The organism is Nakamurella sp. GG22, assembly GCF_052976845.2.
Genome location: NZ_JBRIIO020000037.1, coordinates 1 through 19,126 on the forward strand (window position 1 = coordinate 1; position 19,126 = coordinate 19,126).

A 19,126-nucleotide genomic window follows, 5' to 3' on the forward strand; every position below is an offset into this window, starting at 1 on the left:
CACGGTTGCCGAGTACCACGGACAGCACGAATCGATGTGGGGGTCGATCCAGGGTGGTGGGGTGTATTCGGGGGTGCCGTCGGGGTGGAAGTGGATGGTCCAGTGGCCGTGATGGATTTGGGTGTGGTGGTGTCGGCAGAGCAGGACGCCGTTGGTGTAGGCGGTGGGGGCGGTGCCGGTGGCCCAGTGGTGGACGTGGTGGGCGTCGGTCCAGGCCGGTGGCCGGTCGCAGCCGGGCCAGGTGCAGCCTTTGTCGCGCAGGGTGATGGCGCGGCGGATCGCGGCGGGGAAGACCCGGGTGGCGGTGCCGATGTCCAGGACCTGGGAGGGTGAGCCGAGCACGGCGGGGATGATTTTCGCGTCGCAGGCCAGGGCGCGGGCCTGGGCGGCGCTGATCGGGCCACCGTGTTCCAGGGTCCCGGTGCCGATCCCGGTGCGCAGCGCGTCGAGGTCGATGGTGACGGTGATGTGCGGTTGTTCCCCACCGGTGACCGGGGCGTGGGCGTTGTCCAGGTAGCGGCGCAGCGCTTCGAGCAGGCCGTGCCCGCGGCGGGTCGCTGCGGATCGGGGGTCCGGGCCGCCGTCGATACCGGGGATGGGGCGGCCGAGCCCGGTGATGGCCTGGGACAGGGTTTCCACCCCGAGGTCGTCCAGTTGCCCGGTGAGCCGGGTCAGCCCGGTCGCGGGGTTGCGGGTGCCCAGAGAAAGTTCCACCTTGTCCCCGGCTGGGGTGGGGTCAAGGTCCCCGTCCGGGTCGCAACTGGCGGCGACCATCCTGGCGAACACCGCGAACGGGACCGGTTCGGTGAGCACCGCGTTGTCGACCAGCAACCGCTGGCACAGCTCCCGGGTGTCCGGGTCCAGGGCGGCGGGCAGTTTGTTCATCGTGGTGACCACGACCCGGCACTGCTCCACCCCGATCGTCCCGGCGGTGACCGCGGCGGCCAGCAGCGGCAGCACCGGGCCGGTGACCTCCCCCGACGGGTGCACCCTGGGCAGGGTCACCGCGGCAGCGGTGACCCGGGCCCTGGCCTCGCCCTGGGAGATCAGCAGGGTGTTCCGCAGCAACGCCGCCGTCGAGGCGCAGCCGTGCGCCGCGGCGACCCCGCGGGTATCGAGCTGACCGGCCAGCTCGATCTGCACCGCCCCGACCAGCCGGGACAGCTGCTCGACCTGCCCGGCCACGGTCAGCAACCCCGGCCCGGACACCCGGCACCACCCGGTACCCGGCAGGTCGGCCACCGCAGCCCGCGCCGCGGCCACCGCGGCCACCGCCGCCCCGAACACATCCACATCACCCATACAAAAACCGTAACAGCGACCACCGACAACCCCCATTCCCCCGGAAACCCCCGCCACTCACCCCACCAATAATCAATGAGACGAGCGAACAATTGACCGCAGATATCGGTGTGCGGTGAGGGGAGGCGCGAAGTCGGCTTTTGTCGAGCTGGCGTGCGCACACGCATCTATCATAAGGGTCCGACAATCGTTGTGTCACAGGTACTCTGATGTGGACAACTGAGAATCGCGGTGCGGAATTGTGGACAGGTGATCGGTGAATACAGCACTGCATCCCTGCCACACATAGGGTGGGCGAATGGACTCAGAACTCGGTGGGCGCTGTCATGTGAATAGGAAGGCTGAATGGAACGCGGGTATCCCGAGCGGGTATGCCAAACATGCGTTGTGGTTTCGCCGCGCCCGCGCAGAAGGCCATCGTCCCCCGCGCGGCGCTTCCCCTGTCTGCCCTGTTACGGGCAGCTTTGGCGCGCCGCTCGGCCTCCCCGTTCCCATCGAGCTCCATCGAGCATGTTGGCCGGCGCCCTTCAGCGCACTTTCGCCAGCAGCTCCTCGGCCCGCTCGCTCAGCCGCTCGACCTCCGGACCGGGCGCGAGATCGCCCAGCAGGACAGCCATGTCACGGACTAACACCGTCAATGCGATGAGATGCTCGCTGGGTTCGTGGATCCGGACCGAGGAGAACGGGAACGCGACATTCACCCGGGTTGCCGACATCACCTTCTCCGGCGCCCTTTTGCCGTCCGATGCCTGGCCAGCGTTGTGCGACATCGCCCACCTGCTTTCCGCACTCGCATCGTCCCGCGGCGGAACTTGCGCCACCAGGGTCCTTGGACCCGCGCGCTCAGCGGCCGCGCGCCACTGCTTGGGACGGAGCCTCCGCGCCGTTGACGGCCGGCCCGCTGCCGGCAGGCGTCAGGCCACCGACCGGTGCGACCGCCACCGATCCGCGGGACCACACGGCGTACGTCAGTGGCACCCCTATTCGGTACGCGAGGTAGTCGTGAGAGGGCGCGTCGAGCACGTGCAGGTCCGCCCGCGCGCCCACCCGCACCGCGCCGACGTCGCTGCGCCGCAAGGCTGCGGCGCCACCGGCCGTCGCAGCGTGCACGGCCTCGGCAGGCGAAAGACGGCAGAGCAACACACCCAGGGCCACAACGAGATTCATCGACGATGTGTAGGAGGAGCCCGGATTGCAGTTGGATGCGAGCGCGACCGTCGCACCCGCGTCGACCAGCCGGCGCCCGGGCGCCGGGGGCTGCAGGGTCGACAGATCGCAGGCGGGGAGCAGAGTTGCCACCGTGCTCGATCCGGCGAGCGCCAGGACGTCGGCCGCCGAAAGATAGGTGCAGTGGTCGACCGATGCCGCGCCGGTGTCCACAGCGATGCGTACGCCGGGGCCCTCGGAAAGCTGATTGCCGTGCACCCGCAGCCCGAGTCCCTTGCGAACGCCGGCGGCGAGCACCCGCCGTGTCTGAGCCTCATCGAAAGCACCCTTCTCGCAGAACACGTCGATCCACCCCACCGAGGGCGCAACGACGTCGAGCATCGATCCGCACACCAGGTCGAGGTAATCGTCGGGTTCGTCAGCGAACTCCGGCGGCACCACATGGGCACCCAGGAAGGAGATCTCGTCGAAGCCCGCCGTCTCGGCTGCGGCCGCGCACCTCGCCTCGTCAGTCGCGGTCAGCCCGTATCCGGTTTTCGTTTCCATGCAGGTGGTGCCACCGGCGAGCATTTCCGCTCGATGCCGGCGCGCGCCGGCCAAGAGCTCGGCGTCGGTGGCGGCGCGGGTTGCGGAGACCGTCGCCTGCATGCCGCCCGCGGCGTAGGGCTGCCCTGCCATCCGGGCGGAGAATTCAGCAGCACGGTCGCCGCCGAAGACGACGTGACTGTGCGAGTCGACCCAACCGGGAAGGACCGCACGCCCTCCGAGGTCGACCGCCAGATCGGCCGTCGGCGCTGCCGACGACGGGCCCACCCAAACGATCCGCTCCCCCTCCATCACGACGGCAGCGTCGGGGATGATGCCGAGAAGGCCTGGGCCGAGCGAAGGATCATTGGTCACCAATTCGGAGATGCCGTGCAGTGCGAGACTGCCGCTCTGCGCAACAACAGGCATGCTCACCCCCAGGCTCGTTCGACAGCGGCGGCCAGCAACGGCCCCGGATCCCCGTACTTGACGTGTTTCCCCGCCTTGGCCCGGGTCAACCCTGCGACCACCACCACGTCGATGTCCTGCGCTGTGGCACACATCACCAGCTGTTCGGGGCCGGCACCTGCGGTACGCGCACTGTCGGTGCGCAGCGCCACCAGATCTGCCGGGGAACCGGCCGCAAGCACGCCCCCGGGTGACGCGATTGCCGCGTGCGAGTTGTCCAGTGCAGCGGTCCACAGGGTCGCCGGCGCGAACACACCACGGTGGCCACCCCGCAACCGTTCGCCGTACTCCAGGCCTCGGGCCTGGGCGAGCGGGTCGACGAGCACGTGCTGGTCGCCCCCGAGCGCCAACCTCGCTCCGGCGGCGTGGAGTTGTGCGGCCGCCGGCAACCCGTCGGCCAGGTCTGCCTCCGTGGTGGGACACACCACGACCGAGCCCCCGGCACTTCCCAGGAGCCGGATGTCGTCATCGGTCAGGTGGGTGGCGTGAACGGCCGCTGTCAACGGACCCAATGCGCCGGCGTCGGCGAGCAGCCCCGTCGGAGTCAGCCCGGTGGCATCCATCGAATCGGCGTTCTCCGCCGCCTGCTCGGACAGATGAACATGCAGGACGCGACCGGCAGCCGTATCGACGACCACAGGCAGATCCTCGGCCGGCACGGCACGGACCGAGTGCACGGCGACCCCGATCCTCAGCTCGGCGGGCAGCGCAGCGACCCGTTCCGCCCAACCCTGCACGGAGCGATCGGAGAACCGATGTTGCACACCTTTGACCGGCCGACCGAATCCGCCCGCCAGGTATGCGACGTCGATCAGTGTGAGCGAAATACCTGCCTGCGCAGCGGCATCCGCCACAGCAAGCCCCATCGCATTCGGATCGTCGTACGGGCGGCCATCGGGTTGATGGTGAAGGTAATGGAATTCACCGACCGCCGTATATCCCGCACAGAGCATCTCGAGGTAGGCGGCGAATGCGAGCTCGCGGAGGCTGTCGGGCTCCAGCCGGCCCGCGAGCTCGTACATCAGCTCCCGCCAGGTCCAGAACGTTCCCGTCCCGTCATGCGTGCGTCCGCGCAGCGCGCGGTGGAACACGTGCGAATGAGCGTCGGCGAAGCCGGGCACGACGAGCCCCGGAAGACGCTCGACAGGGGCAAACGAGTCCCGGGCGCGGGTTCCGGTCACCTCCGTGATCACTCCTGCAGCGCAATGGATATCGACGCCCGAGCGGATGTGCCCGTCGATCAACGCCGCGTCACACCGATAGATCCGGGGAGCCGCAGATGCCGTCACCGGAGCAGATTCTGCAGCGTGTCCGCCAGCGCACCGATACCGATCAGGCAGTCCGCCGGATCCGCATACTCCTCGGGCGCGTGCGACACCCCGCTCGGGTTGCGGACGAACAGCATCGCGGTGGGGACATGCGCGGAGAACACCCCGGCATCGTGCCCGGCACCTGTCGGAATCACTGGCGCCGCAAGTAGTTCCGAGAGCTCGAGTCCCAGACCCGCGTCGAAGGCGACTCGGTCGACCATCGACTCACGCTGCAGCATGACGGTGCAGCCCTCGGCGGCGGCCTCGTCGCGGACCGCTCCGACGATGGCGTCGACGATGGCGGCGGTCACGGTGGCGGACTCGTGTCGCACGTCCAGCCACAGCTGTACCGACGACGCAATGACGTTAGTCCCGCCGGGTACCGGATTGATCCGCCCGACCGTGGCAACTGCACCGTCGTTGTCGAGGGTCGCGCGGCGCGCGGCGAAGACCGCCGCGGCGGCCGGAATCATCGGGTCCTTACGATCGGCGGGCAGCGTCGTGCCTGCGTGGTTTCCCTGGCCGTTCACGGTGATGCGCCATCTGCCGTGCGCCACGATCTCGGAACCGACACCGACAACGGCTGCCGCGTCGGCACTCTGCAGGAGTCTGCCCTGCTCGACATGCAGTTCGACAAAGGCGCCGATGGAGGCGAGCCGGGCCGGATCCGGGCCCATCCCCGCCGGGTCGATCCCGACGTGGCGGGCGGCATCGGCGACCGACGTCCCGTCGGCGTCGTGCAATCGGCGAACCTGGTCGGCATCCACAGCTCCGGTCAGCAGCCTCGATCCCATGCAGGGCAGGCCGAATCGACCGCCCTCCTCCTCCGCGAAACATGCCACGGCGAGCGGGCGTGCGGGGGTCAGCCCGCGCAGCCGCAGTTCGTCGACCGCCAGCAACGCGGACACCACTCCCAGCGGACCGTCGAACGCCCCGCCGCCAGGCACCGAATCAAGGTGCGAACCGGTCACCACCGCGTCGGGTCCCGCCGCGCCCCACCACGCCCATAGGTTGCCGTTCCGATCGGTCTCGACGTCCAAGCCGCGGCGCTCGGCCTGCTCGGTGAACCACTGGCGCAACTGCGACTCGGCATCGTCGAACGCGTGCCGTGAATACCCGCCGCGGAGGTGGTCCCGGCCGACGCCGGCCAGGTCGGCCCAGGCAGAAGCGAACCTGCTGCCGTCAGCCGCGGATCCGCCGAACCTCATTCGCCGCCCCCAGACGTTGGTCCCGCACCATGACCGGCCGCAGCCGCGGCCGGTGCCATTGGAATGGTCAGATGATTGGCGACGGCGGCAGTGTCGGCCTCGGGGTAGCCGGCGTCGACATGGCGCAGGACGCCCATTGCCGGGTCGTTGGTCAGGACGCGCTCCACCTTCGCCGCGGCGAGTGCGGTTCCGTCGGCAACAGTCACCTGCCCGGCATGGATCGATCGACCGATGCCGACGCCGCCGCCGTGATGGATCGACACCCACGTCGCGCCCGATGCCGTGCTGACCAGCGCGTTCAGCAGCGGCCAGTCCGCGATCGCGTCGCTGCCGTCGGCCATCGCCTCGGTCTCGCGGAACGGCGAGGCCACGGAGCCTGCATCTAGATGATCACGGCCGATGACGACAGGTGCCGACAGCTTCCCGGAGGCCACCATGGAATTGAACTCCAGGCCCGCTCTGTCCCGCTCGCCGGCTCCCAACCAGCAGATGCGGGCCGGCAGACCCTGGAAGGCAATCCGCTCGGGGGCCAGCCGCATCCAACGCTGGAGGCTGTCGTTGTCCGGGAACAGCCGGCGGACCGCGTCATCGGTCGCATGGATGTCCGCCGGGTCACCGGACAGCGCAGCCCAGCGGAACGGCCCCCTGCCCTCGCAGAACAAGGGTCTGATGTACGCAGGAACGAAACCGGGGAAATCGAAGGCCCGCTCGTACCCGGCGAGCTGCGCCTCGCCGCGGATGGAGTTGCCATAGTCGAACACCTCGGCGCCGGCGTCCTGAAAACCCACCATCGCCTCGACGTGCGTGGCCATAGAAGCTCGTGCCCGCTCGGTGAACTCCTCGGGCTTCGCCGCGGCGTACGCGTGCCATTCCTCGACGGTGACGCCGGTCGGCAAGTAGGCCAATGGGTCATGAGCGCTGGTCTGGTCGGTGACGATGTCGATGTCGACACCGCGGCGCAACAGCTCCGGCAGCACGTCCGCAGCATTCCCGATGACAGCGATGGAGACGGCCCGGTGTTTCTTCTTGGCGTCGAGGGCGAGCGCTATTCCGTGCTCGAGGTCATCCGCGATAACGTCGAGATATCTTGTTGCAAGACGCTTCTGCGCACGCAGCGGGTCGCATTCGATGCACAGCACGGTGCCGCCGTTCATCGTCACCGCGAGCGGTTGGGCGCCACCCATCCCGCCCAGCCCGGCTGTGACGGTCAGCGTTCCGGCCAGCCCGGCCCCTGCGAGGCCGTCGCCTGGCCGTCCGGTGTTGAGCTTTTCGGCGACTGCGGCGAACGTCTCGTACGTGCCCTGGACGATGCCCTGGGATCCGATGTAGATCCAGGATCCGGCGGTCATCTGCCCGTACATCGTCAGCCCCATCGCCTCGAGCCGACGGAACTCGGGCCAGGTCGCCCAGTCCCCCACCAGGTTCGAATTGGCGATCAGCACTCGCGGCGCCCACTCATGGGTGCGCAGCACCCCGACCGGTTTGCCGGATTGAACCAGCAGGGTCTCGTCCTGATCGAGATCGATCAGGGTGCGGCAGATGGCGTCGAAGCTCGCCCAGTTCCGGGCCGCCTTGCCGGTGCCGCCGTAGACGACGAGGTTGTCCGGATCCTCGGCGACCTCGGGATCGAGGTTGTTGCAGAGCATCCGCAGCGGAGCTTCGGTGGACCAGCTGCGAGCGGTCAGCGTGGTCCCCCGCGCGGCACGGACAGGGCGTGGGCCGGACGCCGAGCCGGCGCGGGAGAACGAGCCGGCACCCGAAGCGGAAACGGCGCCCGACACCGGGACACTCGACACGTGCGAAGGCGGTACGGCGTTCATCGGATCTCCGTCTCGAGAGCTGTTGACACAGTGGTGGAATGGCTGTCCGCGGGCGACCCGCCGGGCGGCGAGGAAACGACACCGGGCAGTGCCGAACCAACACCGGGCACCGCGGAACTGACGCCGGCCGTGGAGATGGCGCCGGCCGCAGTGATGGCGCCGGCCGCGAGCAGGTCCACCACCGCGTCGATCTCGACCCCGAGATGCCGATCCGGTCCGGGTCCGCCGACCCTGGTTCGCACCGCATCGCGGACGGCGGCGGTGACGGGACCCGGCGTCAGCGGCGCGCGCAGATCCAGTGCCCGCGCCGCGGTCAGGATCTCGACCGCCAGCACTCGTCGGAGGCCATCCACGGCGCGGCGCAACTTGCGACCGGCGTGCCAGCCCATCGAGACGTGGTCCTCCTGCATCGCCGAGGACGGGATCGAGTCGACCGACGCGGGAACGGCCAGTCGCTTGAGCTCAGAGACGATCCCGGCCTGCGTGTACTGGCCGATCATGTGGCCAGAATCGACACCGACCTCGTGGGCGAGAAACGGCGGGAGCCCGTGGGACCGGGTTGCGTCCAGCATCCGGTCGGTGCGCCGCTCGGCGATGCCGGCAACGTCGGCGACCGAGATCGCCAGGAAGTCGAGGACGGCAGCAACCGGTGCGCCGTGGAAGTTGCCGTTGGATTCCACCCGCCCGTCGGGCAGCACCACCGGGTTGTCGATGGAGCTCGCCAGTTCGCGGTCGGCAATCCGTCGCGCGTGCTCGACCGTGTCCCGGGCCGCACCGTGGACCGCCGGCGAGCAACGGAGCGAGTAGGCGTCCTGGACGCGGGTGTCCTCCTTGCCGGCGTGCGAGGCAACAATCGCCGAACCGGCCAGCGCGGCCGCCATCCGCGACGCACTGACGGCCTGACCCTGCTGCGGCCGCAACAGTTGGAGATCGGCGGCGAACACCAGGTCCGTGCCCAACAGCGCCTCCACCGACATCGCAGCGGCGAGGTCTGCCGCGTCGAGCAGCACCGATAGGTCGGCGATCGCGAGCACCAGCATGCCCAGCATGCCGTCGGTGCCGTTGATCAGCGCCAGGCCCTCCTTCTCGGCAAGCACGACCGGCGTGAGCCCCGCGTCGGCCAGCGCCGCGGCGGACGGCCGGCGCAGGCCGCGGCGGTCGAACACCTCGCCTTCGCCCATCAAGGACAACGCCACGGTCGCCAGCGGTGCCAGGTCCCCGGAGCAGCCGAGGGACCCGTACTCCGGGACGACCGGCGTGATGCCCGCGCTGAGCATCGCGGCGAGCGCGGCCGCGGTCTCCGGTTTGATGCCCGTGCGGCCGCGGGCCAGCGTCGCCAAGCGGAGCAGCATCAGCGCCCTGACAACCTCCCGTTCCACCGGTTCGCCGCTGCCCGCGGCATGCGACCGGATCAATGACGCCTGCAGCGCGGTTCGCCGGTGCGGGGGGATCGACGTGGTGGCCAGCGCACCGAACCCGGTGGAGATTCCGTAGTGGGGATGGACGTCATCCGCGAGGGCTTCGACAATCGACCGGGTTGCCGCCATCGCCGCCAGCGCGTCGGCGGACAACCGGACCGGCCTACCGTGCCGCGCAACGGACAGCACCTCATCACCCCGCAGCGGCGCCGTTCCGAGCAGAACAGGATCGCCGGGCGTACCCGCCGACATCGAGCCGGGTAACAGGCGCTTGGACAGTGCATCGGACGTCACGGCTTCATTGGATGCCGTCAACCCTGCCGGCGCGAGTGGGCGGCAGCTGGTTCTGTCCGGTATACCGGACAGATGCCGACCAGGGAGCCCGCGGCGCCCGCACTCCGGCGCGGCCTCGAGGTGCTCGCCCTGCTCGGTTCCCGGGCGACGCCGGTGTCGGCAGGAGCGATCGCCAGGGAGCTCGGCCTTCCACGGTCCACCACCTACGAACTGCTCACCGAGCTCGCGGCGGCCGGCTTCGCCGTTCACCTGCCGAAAGAGCGACGGTGGGGACTCGGGCTCGCCGCATTTGAACTCGGAACCGCGTACCTCCGCGGGGAACCGCTGGAACGCGCGGGCAGACCCGTCCTCGCCCGGTTGTGCGCACGCACGGGTGCGACCGCGCACCTCGGCGTTCTGCACGGCGCAGAGACCCTGTATCTCGCGAAGGACAAGCCCGGCACCGGCCCCACCCTGGTGACCGATGTCGGCGTACGACTCCCGGCCGCGCTGACCGCGACGGGGCTGTCGATCCTTGCGCACCTTCCCGCCGAGCAGGTACGCGCGCTCTTTCCCGACCGCGCCGCGTTCGTCGACCGCACCGGTCGCGGGCCGGCCACCCTTCCAGAGCTCCGCACCGACCTGGCGGCGAGCCGGCGGCGCGGGTGGGCGATCGAGGACGGCCGGGTCTCGGTGGGCACGGCCTCGGTCGCGGCGCCCGTGTTCGATCACAACGGGCTGCCCATCGCAGCGGTCGGTGTGACCGTCGGACACCGCTGCACGGCAACCACCGAGACCAGTTGCGAGCATGACTTCGCCGAACTGGCCGGGCCGGTTCGGCACGGGGCTTGGGACGTGACCCAGGCGATCGGCGGACGCAGACCGTCTTGACCCGGCCGATCAGGCGGCCGGAATTCCCAGACGCAGCCGAAAGAGGGGATCCGAACCGCGCTGACCGTCGATCAGGCACCCGGCACTGCACCCCGATCGAACCGAATCAGCGGACCCCCACCGCGCGGATCGAGTCGATCGGGCGCCTGGGAGTACACCCCGACGAAGCCGAATCAGCGGACGCGAAGCGCACGACCGAGCAATCATCCGCCCCCCCCGACAAGGATCAGGCGACGAACCGATCGCCGACCGAACATGGCACCTACTCGGCGACACCTTCAGCCCGCGCCGCGGCCGTCACCGCGGTGGCGACCATCTCGGCCAACCCGGGTGTGAACGGGTCCGGAACGATCCGGTCGGCCGTCGCGCGACCCGGCACCGCGGCGCAGATGGCGCCGGCTGCAGCGACCTTCATGCCCTCGGTGATCCGGCTGGCACCGCAGTCCAGCGCGCCGAGGAAGATCCCCGGGAACGCCAGGACGTTGTTGATCTGATTCGCGAAGTCGCTGCGGCCGGTCGCCACCACGGCCGCGCCGAACCGGAGGGCGTCGACGGGGTTGATCTCCGGCGTCGGGTTGGCCATCGCGAAGACGATCGGCTGCTCACCCATGGTCGCGACCAGCGCCGGGTCGACGGCGCCGCCCGACACCCCGATGAACACGTCCGCGCCGGCCAGGGCATCGGCCAGCTCGCCGGTGACGCCACGCGGGTTGGTCCGCTCGGCCATCGATGCCTTGATCGGGTGCAGTCCTTGGCGGTCGATCGCCAGGATGCCCTTGGAGTCGACCAGGATCAGATCGCGCACCCCGGCGGCGAGCAGGATGTTCGCGCAGGCAACGCCGGCGGCGCCGACACCGGCGATCACCACGCGCAGGTCCACCATCACCCGCCGGATCACCGAGGCCGCGTTCATCAGGGCAGCAAGGACGACGACGGCGGTACCGTGCTGGTCGTCGTGCATGACCGGGATGTCCAGCGCCTCGATCAGGCGGGCCTCGACCTCGAAACAGCGCGGCGCCGAGATGTCCTCGAGGTTGATCGCGCCGAACGACGGCGCGATCGCGGTGACGGCGGCGACGATCTCGTCGGGATCGGTGGTGTTGAGCACGATCGGCACGGAGTCCAGTCCCGCGAACGCCTTCATCAGCGCGGACTTGCCCTCCATGACGGGCAGCGACGCCTTCGGCCCGATGTCCCCGAGGCCCAGCACCGCGGTGCCGTCGGACACCACCGCCACCACGCGCGACGCCCAGGTGTACTCCCGGGCGGCGGCCGGATTCACCGCGATCAGGCTGGAGACGCCGGCCACGCCGGGCGTGTAGAGCATCGAGAGGTCACGGCGATCGCGGAGCGGCGCGCGCAGGCCGATCGACAGCTTGCCGCCCCGGTGCGCGGTGAGCACGTCCTCCGGGGTGAATCCGGCCGCAGGAGCAGGGGTCACGTCAGTGCCGACGGGGAGATCAGTACCGACGGGGAGATCAGTACCGACGGGGAGATCAGTACCGCCGGGGAGATCAGTGCCGACGGGGAATACAGCGTCGACCACGGCAGCCGGCGGCAGATCGATCTCGACAGGTCTGTCAGTGGTCATCGACATACTCAACTCCAGTGGGTGAAGCGGGTCGCAGGCGGCGGTCCGGTCTCCGCAGCGCCTGCTCGATCGGACCGAGGAGGGAACGCCGTGGAAGAGCGTCGCAGCCGCGCCCGACCGTGCTCGGTCGGGGACAGTTCGCGTTCGACGGGCGGGCGCAGGTGTGCGCCTCGTTCGCGCGTCGCCCCTCGGCGATGGGCAGGTCCGTCACGGTGGGACGTCGACCGCCGCGCGGATGGGCCGGATCGGTCCATCGGGCAGAGGGGTGGTGCTCGCAGTTCGAGGGTGATTCGAGCGGGTGCTGCGGGGTGGTTCATGCGGGTGGTTCGAGCGGTGGTCCGCCCATGATGCAGGACGGTACGTCAGTTGGCGGCATCGGGTCGGCGTGTTGCCGCACCGGGCGCGTGTTGTGGGCCCCGGGTTAGCTGTGGGTGCCGGGTTAGCTGTGGGTCCCGCGCGTGTTGCGGGCCCCCAATGTGCTCTGCGGCCTGCATGTGCTGTGGGACCCGCATGTGCTGTGAGGCCCCGCGGGTGTTGTGGGCCGCCGCGGGTGGGCCGGCACTGGAAGACCCAGAGTTGCCGGCACCGAAAGACCCGCCTCGTCCGGGCGAATCGATTGCGACTTCAGGCCGGAACGGCGCCGGCCTGCTTGGCGAGGTCGTCGATGGTGGCCGCCATCCGCAGATCGCGCTCCGTCACGCCACCCTCGGAGTGTGTCGAGAGCACGAACAGCACATCGCGCCATCTGATGTCGATGTCCGGGTGGTGATCGGCCGCCTCCGCGGCCACCGCGACGGCGTCGACCAGCCCGATCGCGGCGGGAAAGGTCGGCGCGGTGTACCGGCACCGCACGTCGTTGTTGTCGCCTCCCCACCCCGGAAGGGCGTCGAGGGCATCGGCGATCTCGGGGCCGGTCAGCAGCGTCATACGGCTCACGCTGCCCCGCCGGAGGGCCGCCGGTCAAGGATCGGCGCCCGGATAGGATCCGCCACCATGCAGGTACGCGAACTACTGGTGCCAGGGGCGTTCGAGTTCACGCCCGTCCAACACGGGGACGACCGGGGGCTGTTCCTCGAGTGGTTCAAGATCGACAAGCTGGTCGAGGCGATCGGCCACCCGCTCTCCCTCGCCCAGGCGAACCTCTCGGTCTCCAGGGCGGCCACGTTGCGCGGGGTGCACTTCGCTGACGTCCCGCCCGGCCAGGCCAAGTACGTCACCTGCCCCCGCGGGGCGGTGCTGGACTTCATGGTCGACGTCAGGGTCGGATCGCCGACCTTCGGCGCTGTCGACGTCGTCCGGCTCGATTCCGAGCACCGGCGTGCCGTTTACCTGTCGGAGGGCCTCGGTCACGCTTTCCTGGCGTTGGAGGACGACTCGACGCTGACCTACCTGTGCTCGACCGGCTACGCGCCCGGCCGGGAGCACGGCATCAACCCGCTCGACCCGGGCCTGGCGCTGCCGCTTCCGGAGGGCGTTGATTTCCTGCTGTCGGAAAAGGACGCCGCGGCGCCCACCCTCGAACAGGCCGCCGAGTCCGGCCTTCTGCCGACCTGGGAGGCCTGCCGGGAGTACGTCGCCGGCCTTCGTTGAGCTGAACGCACCGAGCCGCCGACCCACGCGGCGTGATCGACCCGGCCCGGTGTGCGACCAGCCACCGGGATCCACCCACTTCACCGTTCAATCGGGACAGAAGTCGGACAGAAGGCGGAACAGATGGCCCACAGGATCGCGCTGATCAGGCACGGACAGACCGAGTGGAGCAAGAGCGGCCAGCACACGTCCACCACGGACATCGACCTCACCGACGAGGGCGTGCACCAGGCGATGACGATCCCCAGCCTGCTGTGGGGCCTGGAGTTGGCGCCGGCAACGGTCTGGAGCAGCCCGCGGCTGCGCGCCCAGCGGACGGCCGCACTCGCCGGCCTGCACGTCAACAAGATCGTCGACGACCTGGCCGAGTGGGCGTACGGCGACTACGAGGGGATCACCAGCAAGGAGATCCGCAAGACCGACCCGGGCTGGTCGGTGTTCACCATGGGCGCCCCCGGCGGCGAGTCACCCGAGCAGGTCGCGGCCCGCTGTGACCGCGTGCTGGCGAAGGCGAAGGAACGGCTCAGCAAGGGTGACGTCGCCCTGTTCTGCCACGGCCACATCTCCCGGGTCCTGGCGATGCGGTGGGTCGGCCTGCCGGTCGCAAGTGGCGGCCTGATCCTGATGAACCCCGCCGCGGTCACCGTCCTGGGCCACTACCACGACGCGCCGTGCATCGAACATGCCAACGTCGTGCCCCTGCGCGGCCCGTTGCTCGCCCAGCCGCTGGACGACGACGAAGGCGGCGACTCCGCGGCCACCGGGCCGGCCAACACCGGGCTGGGGCATGCCTGACCCGCGAATTGTCCCGATCGAGCCGGATGACGTACCGGCAGTGGTGCAACTGGTCTACGACCTGGCGGAGTACGAGCGGCTCCGCGAGAACTGCCTGCTGACGGTCGACCAGCTGCGGGACGCGCTCTTCGGCCCGTCACCAGCGCTGTTCGGGCTGGTGTCCCGGGCCGACGGGATCGTGGTCGGCTACGCGCTCTACTTCCTGAACTTCTCCACCTGGGAGGGCGTGCACGGCATCTACCTCGAGGACCTGTACGTGCGCCCCGATGTGCGCGGCTCGGGTCTCGGCAAAGCCATGCTGGTCGCCCTGGCCGAACTCGCTGTCGAGCGCGGTTACGCCAGGGTGGAGTGGTCGGTCCTGGACTGGAACCGACTGTCGATCGACTTCTACGAGGCGCTGGGTGCGGTGCCGATGGACGGCTGGACGACCTACCGGCTCACCGGTCCGGCCCTGCGGCAGGTGGCCCTGCCGGAGCCGGACCTCCAGAAGGCGGACCCGCAGTAGGTGGACCGACAGCAGGTGGATTCGCAGTACGTGGATTCGCAGCAGGTGGACCCGCAGCTGATGGACCCGCCGGGGGCCGATCCGCAGACGGCTCGTCCTCCGCGAACGGCTCGTCCTCCGCGAACGGCAGCGGGAAGCTACTGACCCAGGCGTTCGCCGGCTTGCTGAGCAACAGGTAACCGGTGACGCCGCCCAGCGCCAGCAGACCGATGCCCCACGCGTACTGACCGCTAGGTGCGATCAGCCAGACCCCGACCGCGACCAGCACGACCTGCGCGACCAGGCACGGCGTCCGACCCCAGCGCCGGCCGTGCACGAGGGCGTTGGCGCAGATCCCCAGCAGCAGCGCCAGGACGACGTAGTAGAGGAATTGGGCGAACGTCCGCCCGACGGCGATGTCCTCGGCGAGCCCGGAGACCAGGGTCGCGACGGACAGCACGAGCAGCCCGACCCCCTCGAGAAACACCAGCAGTGCCGCCATGACGACAGCCCGTGGCGGCGGGATGCTGAGGGGGCGGGGATCGACGGGCACGCTCACGTCGATCACGCTACTCACCCGACCCGGGCCCGCCCGGAACGACGCCAGCGGGCCGCACGCCGGGACGGACCCGGGCACGTAGGCTGCGCTGCGATGCGAGCACTGCTGATCGTCAATCCCCACGCGACCTCGACCAACGAGCGACGGCGTGACCTGCTGGCGCACGCACTGGCCGGCGAGATGACGCTCAGGGTGGCGCACACGGAGCGCCGCGGGCACGCTGCCGAGCTGGCCGCGGCTGCCGCGGACAGCGGAGTGGACGTCGTCGTCGTGCACGGCGGCGACGGCACCGTCAACGAGGTGGCCAACGGGCTGATGTACCGCGGCCGCCGCCGGGACATGCCGCTGCTGGCGGTCGTGCCCGGTGGCTCCACCAACGTGTTCGCCAGGGCGCTGGGGGTCGATCCGGACCCGACCGTCGCCACCGAGCAGATTCTCGAGGCGTTGGCGAAGGACCGTACGACGACCGTCTCACTCGGCCTCGCCGGGGACCGGTACTTCACCTTCAACGCCGGTCTCGGCCTGGACGCCGAGGCCGTCCGGGCTGTGGAGAACCGCCGGGGCGCCGGCAGCACGATCTCCAATGCGATGCACGTCCGCTACACCGTCAGCCAGTACTTCAGGTCAGACCGGCGACATCCGCGGCTGACGCTGGAGCTGCCGGACCGCGAACCGATCACCGGGGTGCACCTGGTCTTCGTCTCCAACGTCGACCCCTGGACCTATCTCGGCCCACGGCCGATCAGGACGAACCCGGGCACCGCCGTTTCCACCGGTCTCGGTGTCTTTGCGCTGACCAGCATGTCCATACCGGTGGCGCTGCGGGCGAGCTCGCAGATCCTGACCGGGCGGACCGGGCGGTCCCGCCGGATCATCCGCGCGTACGACCAGCCGTGGGCCCAGGTGACGTGCAGCGAGCCTGTTGCACTGCAAACGGACGGCGATTATCTCGGCGAAAAATCGGACATGCGCTTCAGCTCTGTTCCCAAAGCCCTTCGATTAGTACTGTAGGGGCAGTCGCCGGACCCAGTGACGTGTTCGGCAGTTTCACTCAAACCCTGGTCTGAATCGTTCCGACCAGGCATCATGGTCCTTGTATCACGTGCGGACCGGCGTGAAGTGATGTCCGTAACCCCGCAGTGATCAAACCTTGACACCCCTGCTTGATGTGGAACCCTTCACAAGGCCGTGCGGTCGAAACCGCGCCAAACGGTCTCCGTTACCGAGCCGGAACATGAATCCGGCGATTGCACTTAGGAGTACAGACCCATGGACTGGCGTCACCGCGCGATTTGTCGCGACGAAGACCCCGAACTCTTCTTTCCCGTCGGCAACTCCGGGCCGGCCCTGCTGCAGATCGCCGAGGCCAAGGCCGTCTGTCAGCGGTGCCCGGTGACGAGTGAATGCCTGAGCTGGGCTCTGGAGACCGGGCAGGACGCAGGCGTCTGGGGCGCCATGAGCGAGGACGAGCGACGCTCCCTCAAGCGTCGCCGCGCCCGCGCGCGCGCCCGGAGCATGTAGCCCGGCTGGCCGGATGATGTCTTCCTGGCCCCGCGCGGCGATCAGCCTGCGCGGGGCCAGTTTCATGCCCGGGACAGAACGGGCCGACGTCGTCAACTCCGACCCCGCAGCGGCACCACGATGTGCACGGCCGTGCCGTCGGTCCGCTCAGGGGCGGCCCCGTTCGGTGACGCCGGCTCAACACCGGCCCCAACGGGCCCACCAACGACTCCAGCAGTGGCCGGCACGGCGACATCCGCACGATTGCCCATCTCGATGGTTCCCAGCATCTCCGCCGCGACCAGGGTCCGGACGATCTGCAGGCCGAGGCCGGCTGCCGTGTCCATCGAGAAACCGTCCGGGAGACCCACCCCGTCGTCGGTGACGAGGATGTCGAGCTGCTTGGCCGACCGCTTCACGGTGATGCCGACGAGGCCGCCCTGACCCTCCCCGGAACCGCCGGCGGGCGCCGGCACGAACGCGTGCTGCAGGGCGTTCTGCACGACCTCGGCCAGCACCATCACCAGCGGGGTGGCCAGCTCCGCCCCCAGGATTCCGAACGTGCCGAAGCGCCGCACCCGCGCGGAGGTTTCCGCGGCGGCGACGTCGCTGATCATCGGCACCAGCCGGTCGACGATCTGGTCCAGGTCGACCCGGTCGTCGGGCGAGGTCGACAGCGTCTCGTGGACGAGCGCGATGGACGCCACCCGGCGGACCGATTCACTCAGCGCCTGCCGCACCGAGGGATCGACGGACCGGCGGGCCTGCATCCGCAGCAGCGCCGCGACGGTCTGCAGGTTGTTCTTCACCCGGTGATGGATCTCCCGGATGGTGGCGTCCTTGGACAGCAGCGCGCGGTCCCGGCGCCGCACCTCGGTGACGTCCCTGACCAGCACCAGGGCACCGGACGGGCGGCCATGCGGGCGGAGCGGCAGCGCCCGGAACAACACAGTCGCCGCTCTCGCCTCCACCTCCATTCGCAGGCTGGCCCTGCCGCGCACCGCCTCGCCGATGCGGTTGGCGAGCTCGGCGGCATCGAACGGATCGTCGATCAGCGGCCGGGTGAGCGCGGCCAGGTCCTGCCCCAGCACCTCGCCGTTGTAGGCGAGCCGGTGGTACGCGGACAGCGCGTTCGGGCTGACGTAGACGACCCTGCCATCGGCGTCCAGGCGCAGTAGGCCGTCACCCGCCCTGGGCCCGGTGTGCATCTCGCCCGGGTGGTCGTGCGGCGGGAAGGTTCCGTCGGCCACCATCTGGAAAAGGTCGTCGGCAGCGTCGACGTAGGCCGTTTCCAGCAGGCTGCCTTCGCGGCCGACCAAGCTGCTGGTGTCCCGCTCGATGACCGCGATGACCTCGTCGAGGTAGCGGACGGGAATGACGTGCCGATGGATCCAGCTGCCGGGGAGATCGATCGGCGGTTCCTCGGAAACGACGCGCTCCTCCTCCCAGGCCCGGCGCAGCAGCGGGAACTCGGAGAAGCTGGCGCTGCCCAGCACCCGGTCGTCGACGAACGCCGTGACTCCCGTCGTCGGTCGGGCCTGCGCCGCGCAGATCAGCCGATCGGTGTCCGTCGGAACCCAGAGCAGCAGGTCCGAGAAGGACAGGTCGGCCAGCAACTGCCATTCGGACACGACCGCCTGGAGGTGCGCAACGGCAGACCCGGAGAGCGTCGAGTGCTCGGCGAGCACATCGGACAGCGTCGACATGGCGGAAGGTCCCGGTGTGGTTCGGCACGCCGTGCGACCGGCAGGGCGGCACGCTCGTGCGGGTGGTGGGCGGTCATCGGCGGCAGGACCCGGCGCAGCGGTCCGCAGTCAGGCGATCTCCGCGATGAGGTCGCCTTCCTGGACCAGCCCGCCCTCCTGGACGGCGACCTTGGACACGGTGCCGTCGACCTCGGCGAGCACCGGGATCTCCATCTTCATCGATTCCAGGATGACGAGCGTGTCGCCGTCGGCCACCGTGTCGCCCTCGGCGACAAGCACCTTCCAGACGTTGGCCACCATCTCGGCGCGGACTTCCTCGGCCATCGTCGATCCTTTCGCTTGCACAGGATGCGACCCGTCGTCGGCCGCACCTTTCCGGCCGGCCGGCTGCCGCACCAGGGACTGGCCGTCATCCTTTCACCACCCGGCACGTTCCCGATCACCACCCGGAACGGGGGCCACACCGCGGACCTTGGTGGCCGTTGCGCAGGCGTCGGGGCCGACGGCCACGACGTGGCA

The 19,126-nt window shown here is 69.7% G+C and carries 18 protein-coding genes; 6 read left to right on the plus strand and 12 right to left on the minus strand.

Going from position 1 to position 19,126, the window contains the following annotated elements; all coding sequences use genetic code 11:
• From ACVBEQ_RS24485 to hutH, 7 genes are all read right to left on the minus strand, one after another.
• On the minus strand, positions 1 to 1,302 hold a 1,302-nt coding region (locus tag ACVBEQ_RS24485; protein WP_447156014.1), incomplete at its 3' end, for an HNH endonuclease signature motif containing protein.
• A 527-nt stretch (positions 1,303 to 1,829) separates the two neighbouring features.
• Positions 1,830 to 2,072 (minus strand): hypothetical protein, encoded by a 243-nt coding sequence (locus ACVBEQ_RS24490; RefSeq protein WP_447156015.1) that lies wholly within the window; start codon positions 2,070 to 2,072, stop codon positions 1,830 to 1,832.
• A gap of 73 nt (positions 2,073 to 2,145) precedes the next feature.
• A complete protein-coding gene (gene hutI, locus ACVBEQ_RS24495) occupies positions 2,146 to 3,423 on the minus strand; it encodes an imidazolonepropionase (protein ID WP_447156052.1) in 1,278 nt (425 codons plus the stop codon).
• Between the two features lie 2 nt (positions 3,424 to 3,425).
• The gene (locus tag ACVBEQ_RS24500; RefSeq protein WP_447156016.1) at positions 3,426 to 4,751 is read right to left on the minus strand and encodes a formimidoylglutamate deiminase; all 1,326 of its coding nucleotides are present in this window, start codon (positions 4,749 to 4,751) and stop codon (positions 3,426 to 3,428) included.
• Positions 4,748 to 5,980, minus strand: a complete 1,233-nt coding sequence (locus ACVBEQ_RS24505) for an allantoate amidohydrolase (RefSeq protein ID WP_447156017.1) — start codon at positions 5,978 to 5,980, stop codon at positions 4,748 to 4,750. Before ACVBEQ_RS24505 ends, ACVBEQ_RS24500 begins: the two co-directional genes overlap by 4 nt.
• Positions 5,977 to 7,800 (minus strand): urocanate hydratase, encoded by a 1,824-nt coding sequence (locus ACVBEQ_RS24510; protein ID WP_447156018.1) that lies wholly within the window; start codon positions 7,798 to 7,800, stop codon positions 5,977 to 5,979. The genes ACVBEQ_RS24505 and ACVBEQ_RS24510 overlap by 4 nt, the downstream gene beginning before the upstream one ends.
• Positions 7,797 to 9,470 carry a histidine ammonia-lyase gene (hutH, locus tag ACVBEQ_RS24515; RefSeq protein ID WP_447156053.1) on the minus strand — a complete coding sequence of 558 codons (1,674 nt, stop codon included), beginning with the start codon at positions 9,468 to 9,470 and terminating at the stop codon, positions 7,797 to 7,799. Before hutH ends, ACVBEQ_RS24510 begins: the two co-directional genes overlap by 4 nt.
• 114 nt (positions 9,471 to 9,584) lie before the next feature.
• Here hutH and ACVBEQ_RS24520 point away from each other — a divergent pair, with 114 nt between their 5' ends.
• The gene (locus ACVBEQ_RS24520) at positions 9,585 to 10,382 is read left to right on the plus strand and encodes an IclR family transcriptional regulator (protein WP_447156019.1); all 798 of its coding nucleotides are present in this window, start codon (positions 9,585 to 9,587) and stop codon (positions 10,380 to 10,382) included.
• Positions 10,383 to 10,644: 262 nt separating this feature from the next.
• On the opposite strand, the gene ACVBEQ_RS24525 is transcribed toward ACVBEQ_RS24520, so the two are convergent.
• Both ACVBEQ_RS24525 and ACVBEQ_RS24530 read right to left on the minus strand, forming a co-directional pair.
• Positions 10,645 to 11,973: an NAD(P)-dependent malic enzyme gene (locus tag ACVBEQ_RS24525; RefSeq protein ID WP_447156020.1), complete on the minus strand. Its 1,329-nt coding sequence runs from the start codon at positions 11,971 to 11,973 to the stop codon at positions 10,645 to 10,647.
• A gap of 624 nt (positions 11,974 to 12,597) precedes the next feature.
• Positions 12,598 to 12,900: a 4a-hydroxytetrahydrobiopterin dehydratase gene (locus ACVBEQ_RS24530; RefSeq protein ID WP_447156021.1), complete on the minus strand. Its 303-nt coding sequence runs from the start codon at positions 12,898 to 12,900 to the stop codon at positions 12,598 to 12,600.
• A 66-nt stretch (positions 12,901 to 12,966) separates the two neighbouring features.
• Between ACVBEQ_RS24530 and ACVBEQ_RS24535 the strand changes: the two genes are divergently transcribed.
• The 3 genes from ACVBEQ_RS24535 (at position 12,967) to ACVBEQ_RS24545 (ending at position 14,863) form a co-directional block, all read left to right on the plus strand.
• The gene (locus ACVBEQ_RS24535; protein WP_447156022.1) at positions 12,967 to 13,563 is read left to right on the plus strand and encodes a dTDP-4-dehydrorhamnose 3,5-epimerase family protein; all 597 of its coding nucleotides are present in this window, start codon (positions 12,967 to 12,969) and stop codon (positions 13,561 to 13,563) included.
• 123 nt (positions 13,564 to 13,686) lie between these two features.
• Positions 13,687 to 14,358, plus strand: a complete 672-nt coding sequence (locus ACVBEQ_RS24540) for a histidine phosphatase family protein (protein WP_447156023.1) — start codon at positions 13,687 to 13,689, stop codon at positions 14,356 to 14,358.
• Positions 14,351 to 14,863, plus strand: coding sequence for a GNAT family N-acetyltransferase (locus ACVBEQ_RS24545; protein WP_447156024.1), 513 nt, complete (start codon positions 14,351 to 14,353; stop codon positions 14,861 to 14,863). The genes ACVBEQ_RS24540 and ACVBEQ_RS24545 overlap by 8 nt, the downstream gene beginning before the upstream one ends.
• Here the strand turns inward: ACVBEQ_RS24545 and ACVBEQ_RS24550 are convergent.
• Positions 14,796 to 15,401, minus strand: a complete 606-nt coding sequence (locus tag ACVBEQ_RS24550; RefSeq protein ID WP_447156025.1) for a hypothetical protein — start codon at positions 15,399 to 15,401, stop codon at positions 14,796 to 14,798. The genes ACVBEQ_RS24545 and ACVBEQ_RS24550 overlap by 68 nt on opposite strands.
• A gap of 93 nt (positions 15,402 to 15,494) precedes the next feature.
• Between ACVBEQ_RS24550 and ACVBEQ_RS24555 the strand changes: the two genes are divergently transcribed.
• Together ACVBEQ_RS24555 and ACVBEQ_RS24560 are read left to right on the plus strand one after the other, a co-directional pair.
• A complete protein-coding gene (locus ACVBEQ_RS24555; protein WP_447156026.1) occupies positions 15,495 to 16,412 on the plus strand; it encodes a diacylglycerol/lipid kinase family protein in 918 nt (305 codons plus the stop codon).
• Positions 16,413 to 16,670: 258 nt separating this feature from the next.
• Complete coding sequence (locus tag ACVBEQ_RS24560) at positions 16,671 to 16,922, plus strand: WhiB family transcriptional regulator (protein ID WP_447156027.1); 252 nt, start codon at positions 16,671 to 16,673, stop codon at positions 16,920 to 16,922.
• 92 nt (positions 16,923 to 17,014) lie between these two features.
• Here the strand turns inward: ACVBEQ_RS24560 and ACVBEQ_RS24565 are convergent, their stop codons facing one another.
• Both ACVBEQ_RS24565 and ACVBEQ_RS24570 read right to left on the minus strand, forming a co-directional pair.
• Positions 17,015 to 18,607: a sensor histidine kinase gene (locus ACVBEQ_RS24565; RefSeq protein ID WP_447156028.1), complete on the minus strand. Its 1,593-nt coding sequence runs from the start codon at positions 18,605 to 18,607 to the stop codon at positions 17,015 to 17,017.
• Between the two features lie 108 nt (positions 18,608 to 18,715).
• Complete coding sequence (locus ACVBEQ_RS24570; RefSeq protein WP_447156029.1) at positions 18,716 to 18,931, minus strand: biotin/lipoyl-binding carrier protein; 216 nt, start codon at positions 18,929 to 18,931, stop codon at positions 18,716 to 18,718.
• Between the last annotated feature and the right edge of the window lie 195 nt (positions 18,932 to 19,126).

Bases quoted from the DNA above. Each gene is read 5' to 3' on its own strand.
- ACVBEQ_RS24535 (WP_447156022.1), top strand. From the start codon at position 12,967: ATGCAGGTACGCGAACTACTGGTGCCAGGGGCGTTCGAGTTCACGCCC.
- ACVBEQ_RS24505 (WP_447156017.1), bottom strand. From the start codon at position 5,980: ATGAGGTTCGGCGGATCCGCGGCTGACGGCAGCAGGTTCGCTTCTGCC.
- ACVBEQ_RS24520 (WP_447156019.1), top strand. From the start codon at position 9,585: ATGCCGACCAGGGAGCCCGCGGCGCCCGCACTCCGGCGCGGCCTCGAG.
- hutH (WP_447156053.1), bottom strand. From the start codon at position 9,470: ATGTCGGCGGGTACGCCCGGCGATCCTGTTCTGCTCGGAACGGCGCCG.
- ACVBEQ_RS24545 (WP_447156024.1), top strand. From the start codon at position 14,351: ATGCCTGACCCGCGAATTGTCCCGATCGAGCCGGATGACGTACCGGCA.
- ACVBEQ_RS24560 (WP_447156027.1), top strand. From the start codon at position 16,671: ATGGACTGGCGTCACCGCGCGATTTGTCGCGACGAAGACCCCGAACTC.
- ACVBEQ_RS24540 (WP_447156023.1), top strand. From the start codon at position 13,687: ATGGCCCACAGGATCGCGCTGATCAGGCACGGACAGACCGAGTGGAGC.
- ACVBEQ_RS24490 (WP_447156015.1), bottom strand. From the start codon at position 2,072: ATGTCGCACAACGCTGGCCAGGCATCGGACGGCAAAAGGGCGCCGGAG.
- ACVBEQ_RS24530 (WP_447156021.1), bottom strand. From the start codon at position 12,900: ATGACGCTGCTGACCGGCCCCGAGATCGCCGATGCCCTCGACGCCCTT.
- ACVBEQ_RS24525 (WP_447156020.1), bottom strand. From the start codon at position 11,973: ATGACCACTGACAGACCTGTCGAGATCGATCTGCCGCCGGCTGCCGTG.
- hutI (WP_447156052.1), bottom strand. From the start codon at position 3,423: ATGCCTGTTGTTGCGCAGAGCGGCAGTCTCGCACTGCACGGCATCTCC.
- ACVBEQ_RS24565 (WP_447156028.1), bottom strand. From the start codon at position 18,607: ATGTCGACGCTGTCCGATGTGCTCGCCGAGCACTCGACGCTCTCCGGG.
- ACVBEQ_RS24510 (WP_447156018.1), bottom strand. From the start codon at position 7,800: ATGAACGCCGTACCGCCTTCGCACGTGTCGAGTGTCCCGGTGTCGGGC.
- ACVBEQ_RS24555 (WP_447156026.1), top strand. From the start codon at position 15,495: ATGCGAGCACTGCTGATCGTCAATCCCCACGCGACCTCGACCAACGAG.
- ACVBEQ_RS24570 (WP_447156029.1), bottom strand. From the start codon at position 18,931: ATGGCCGAGGAAGTCCGCGCCGAGATGGTGGCCAACGTCTGGAAGGTG.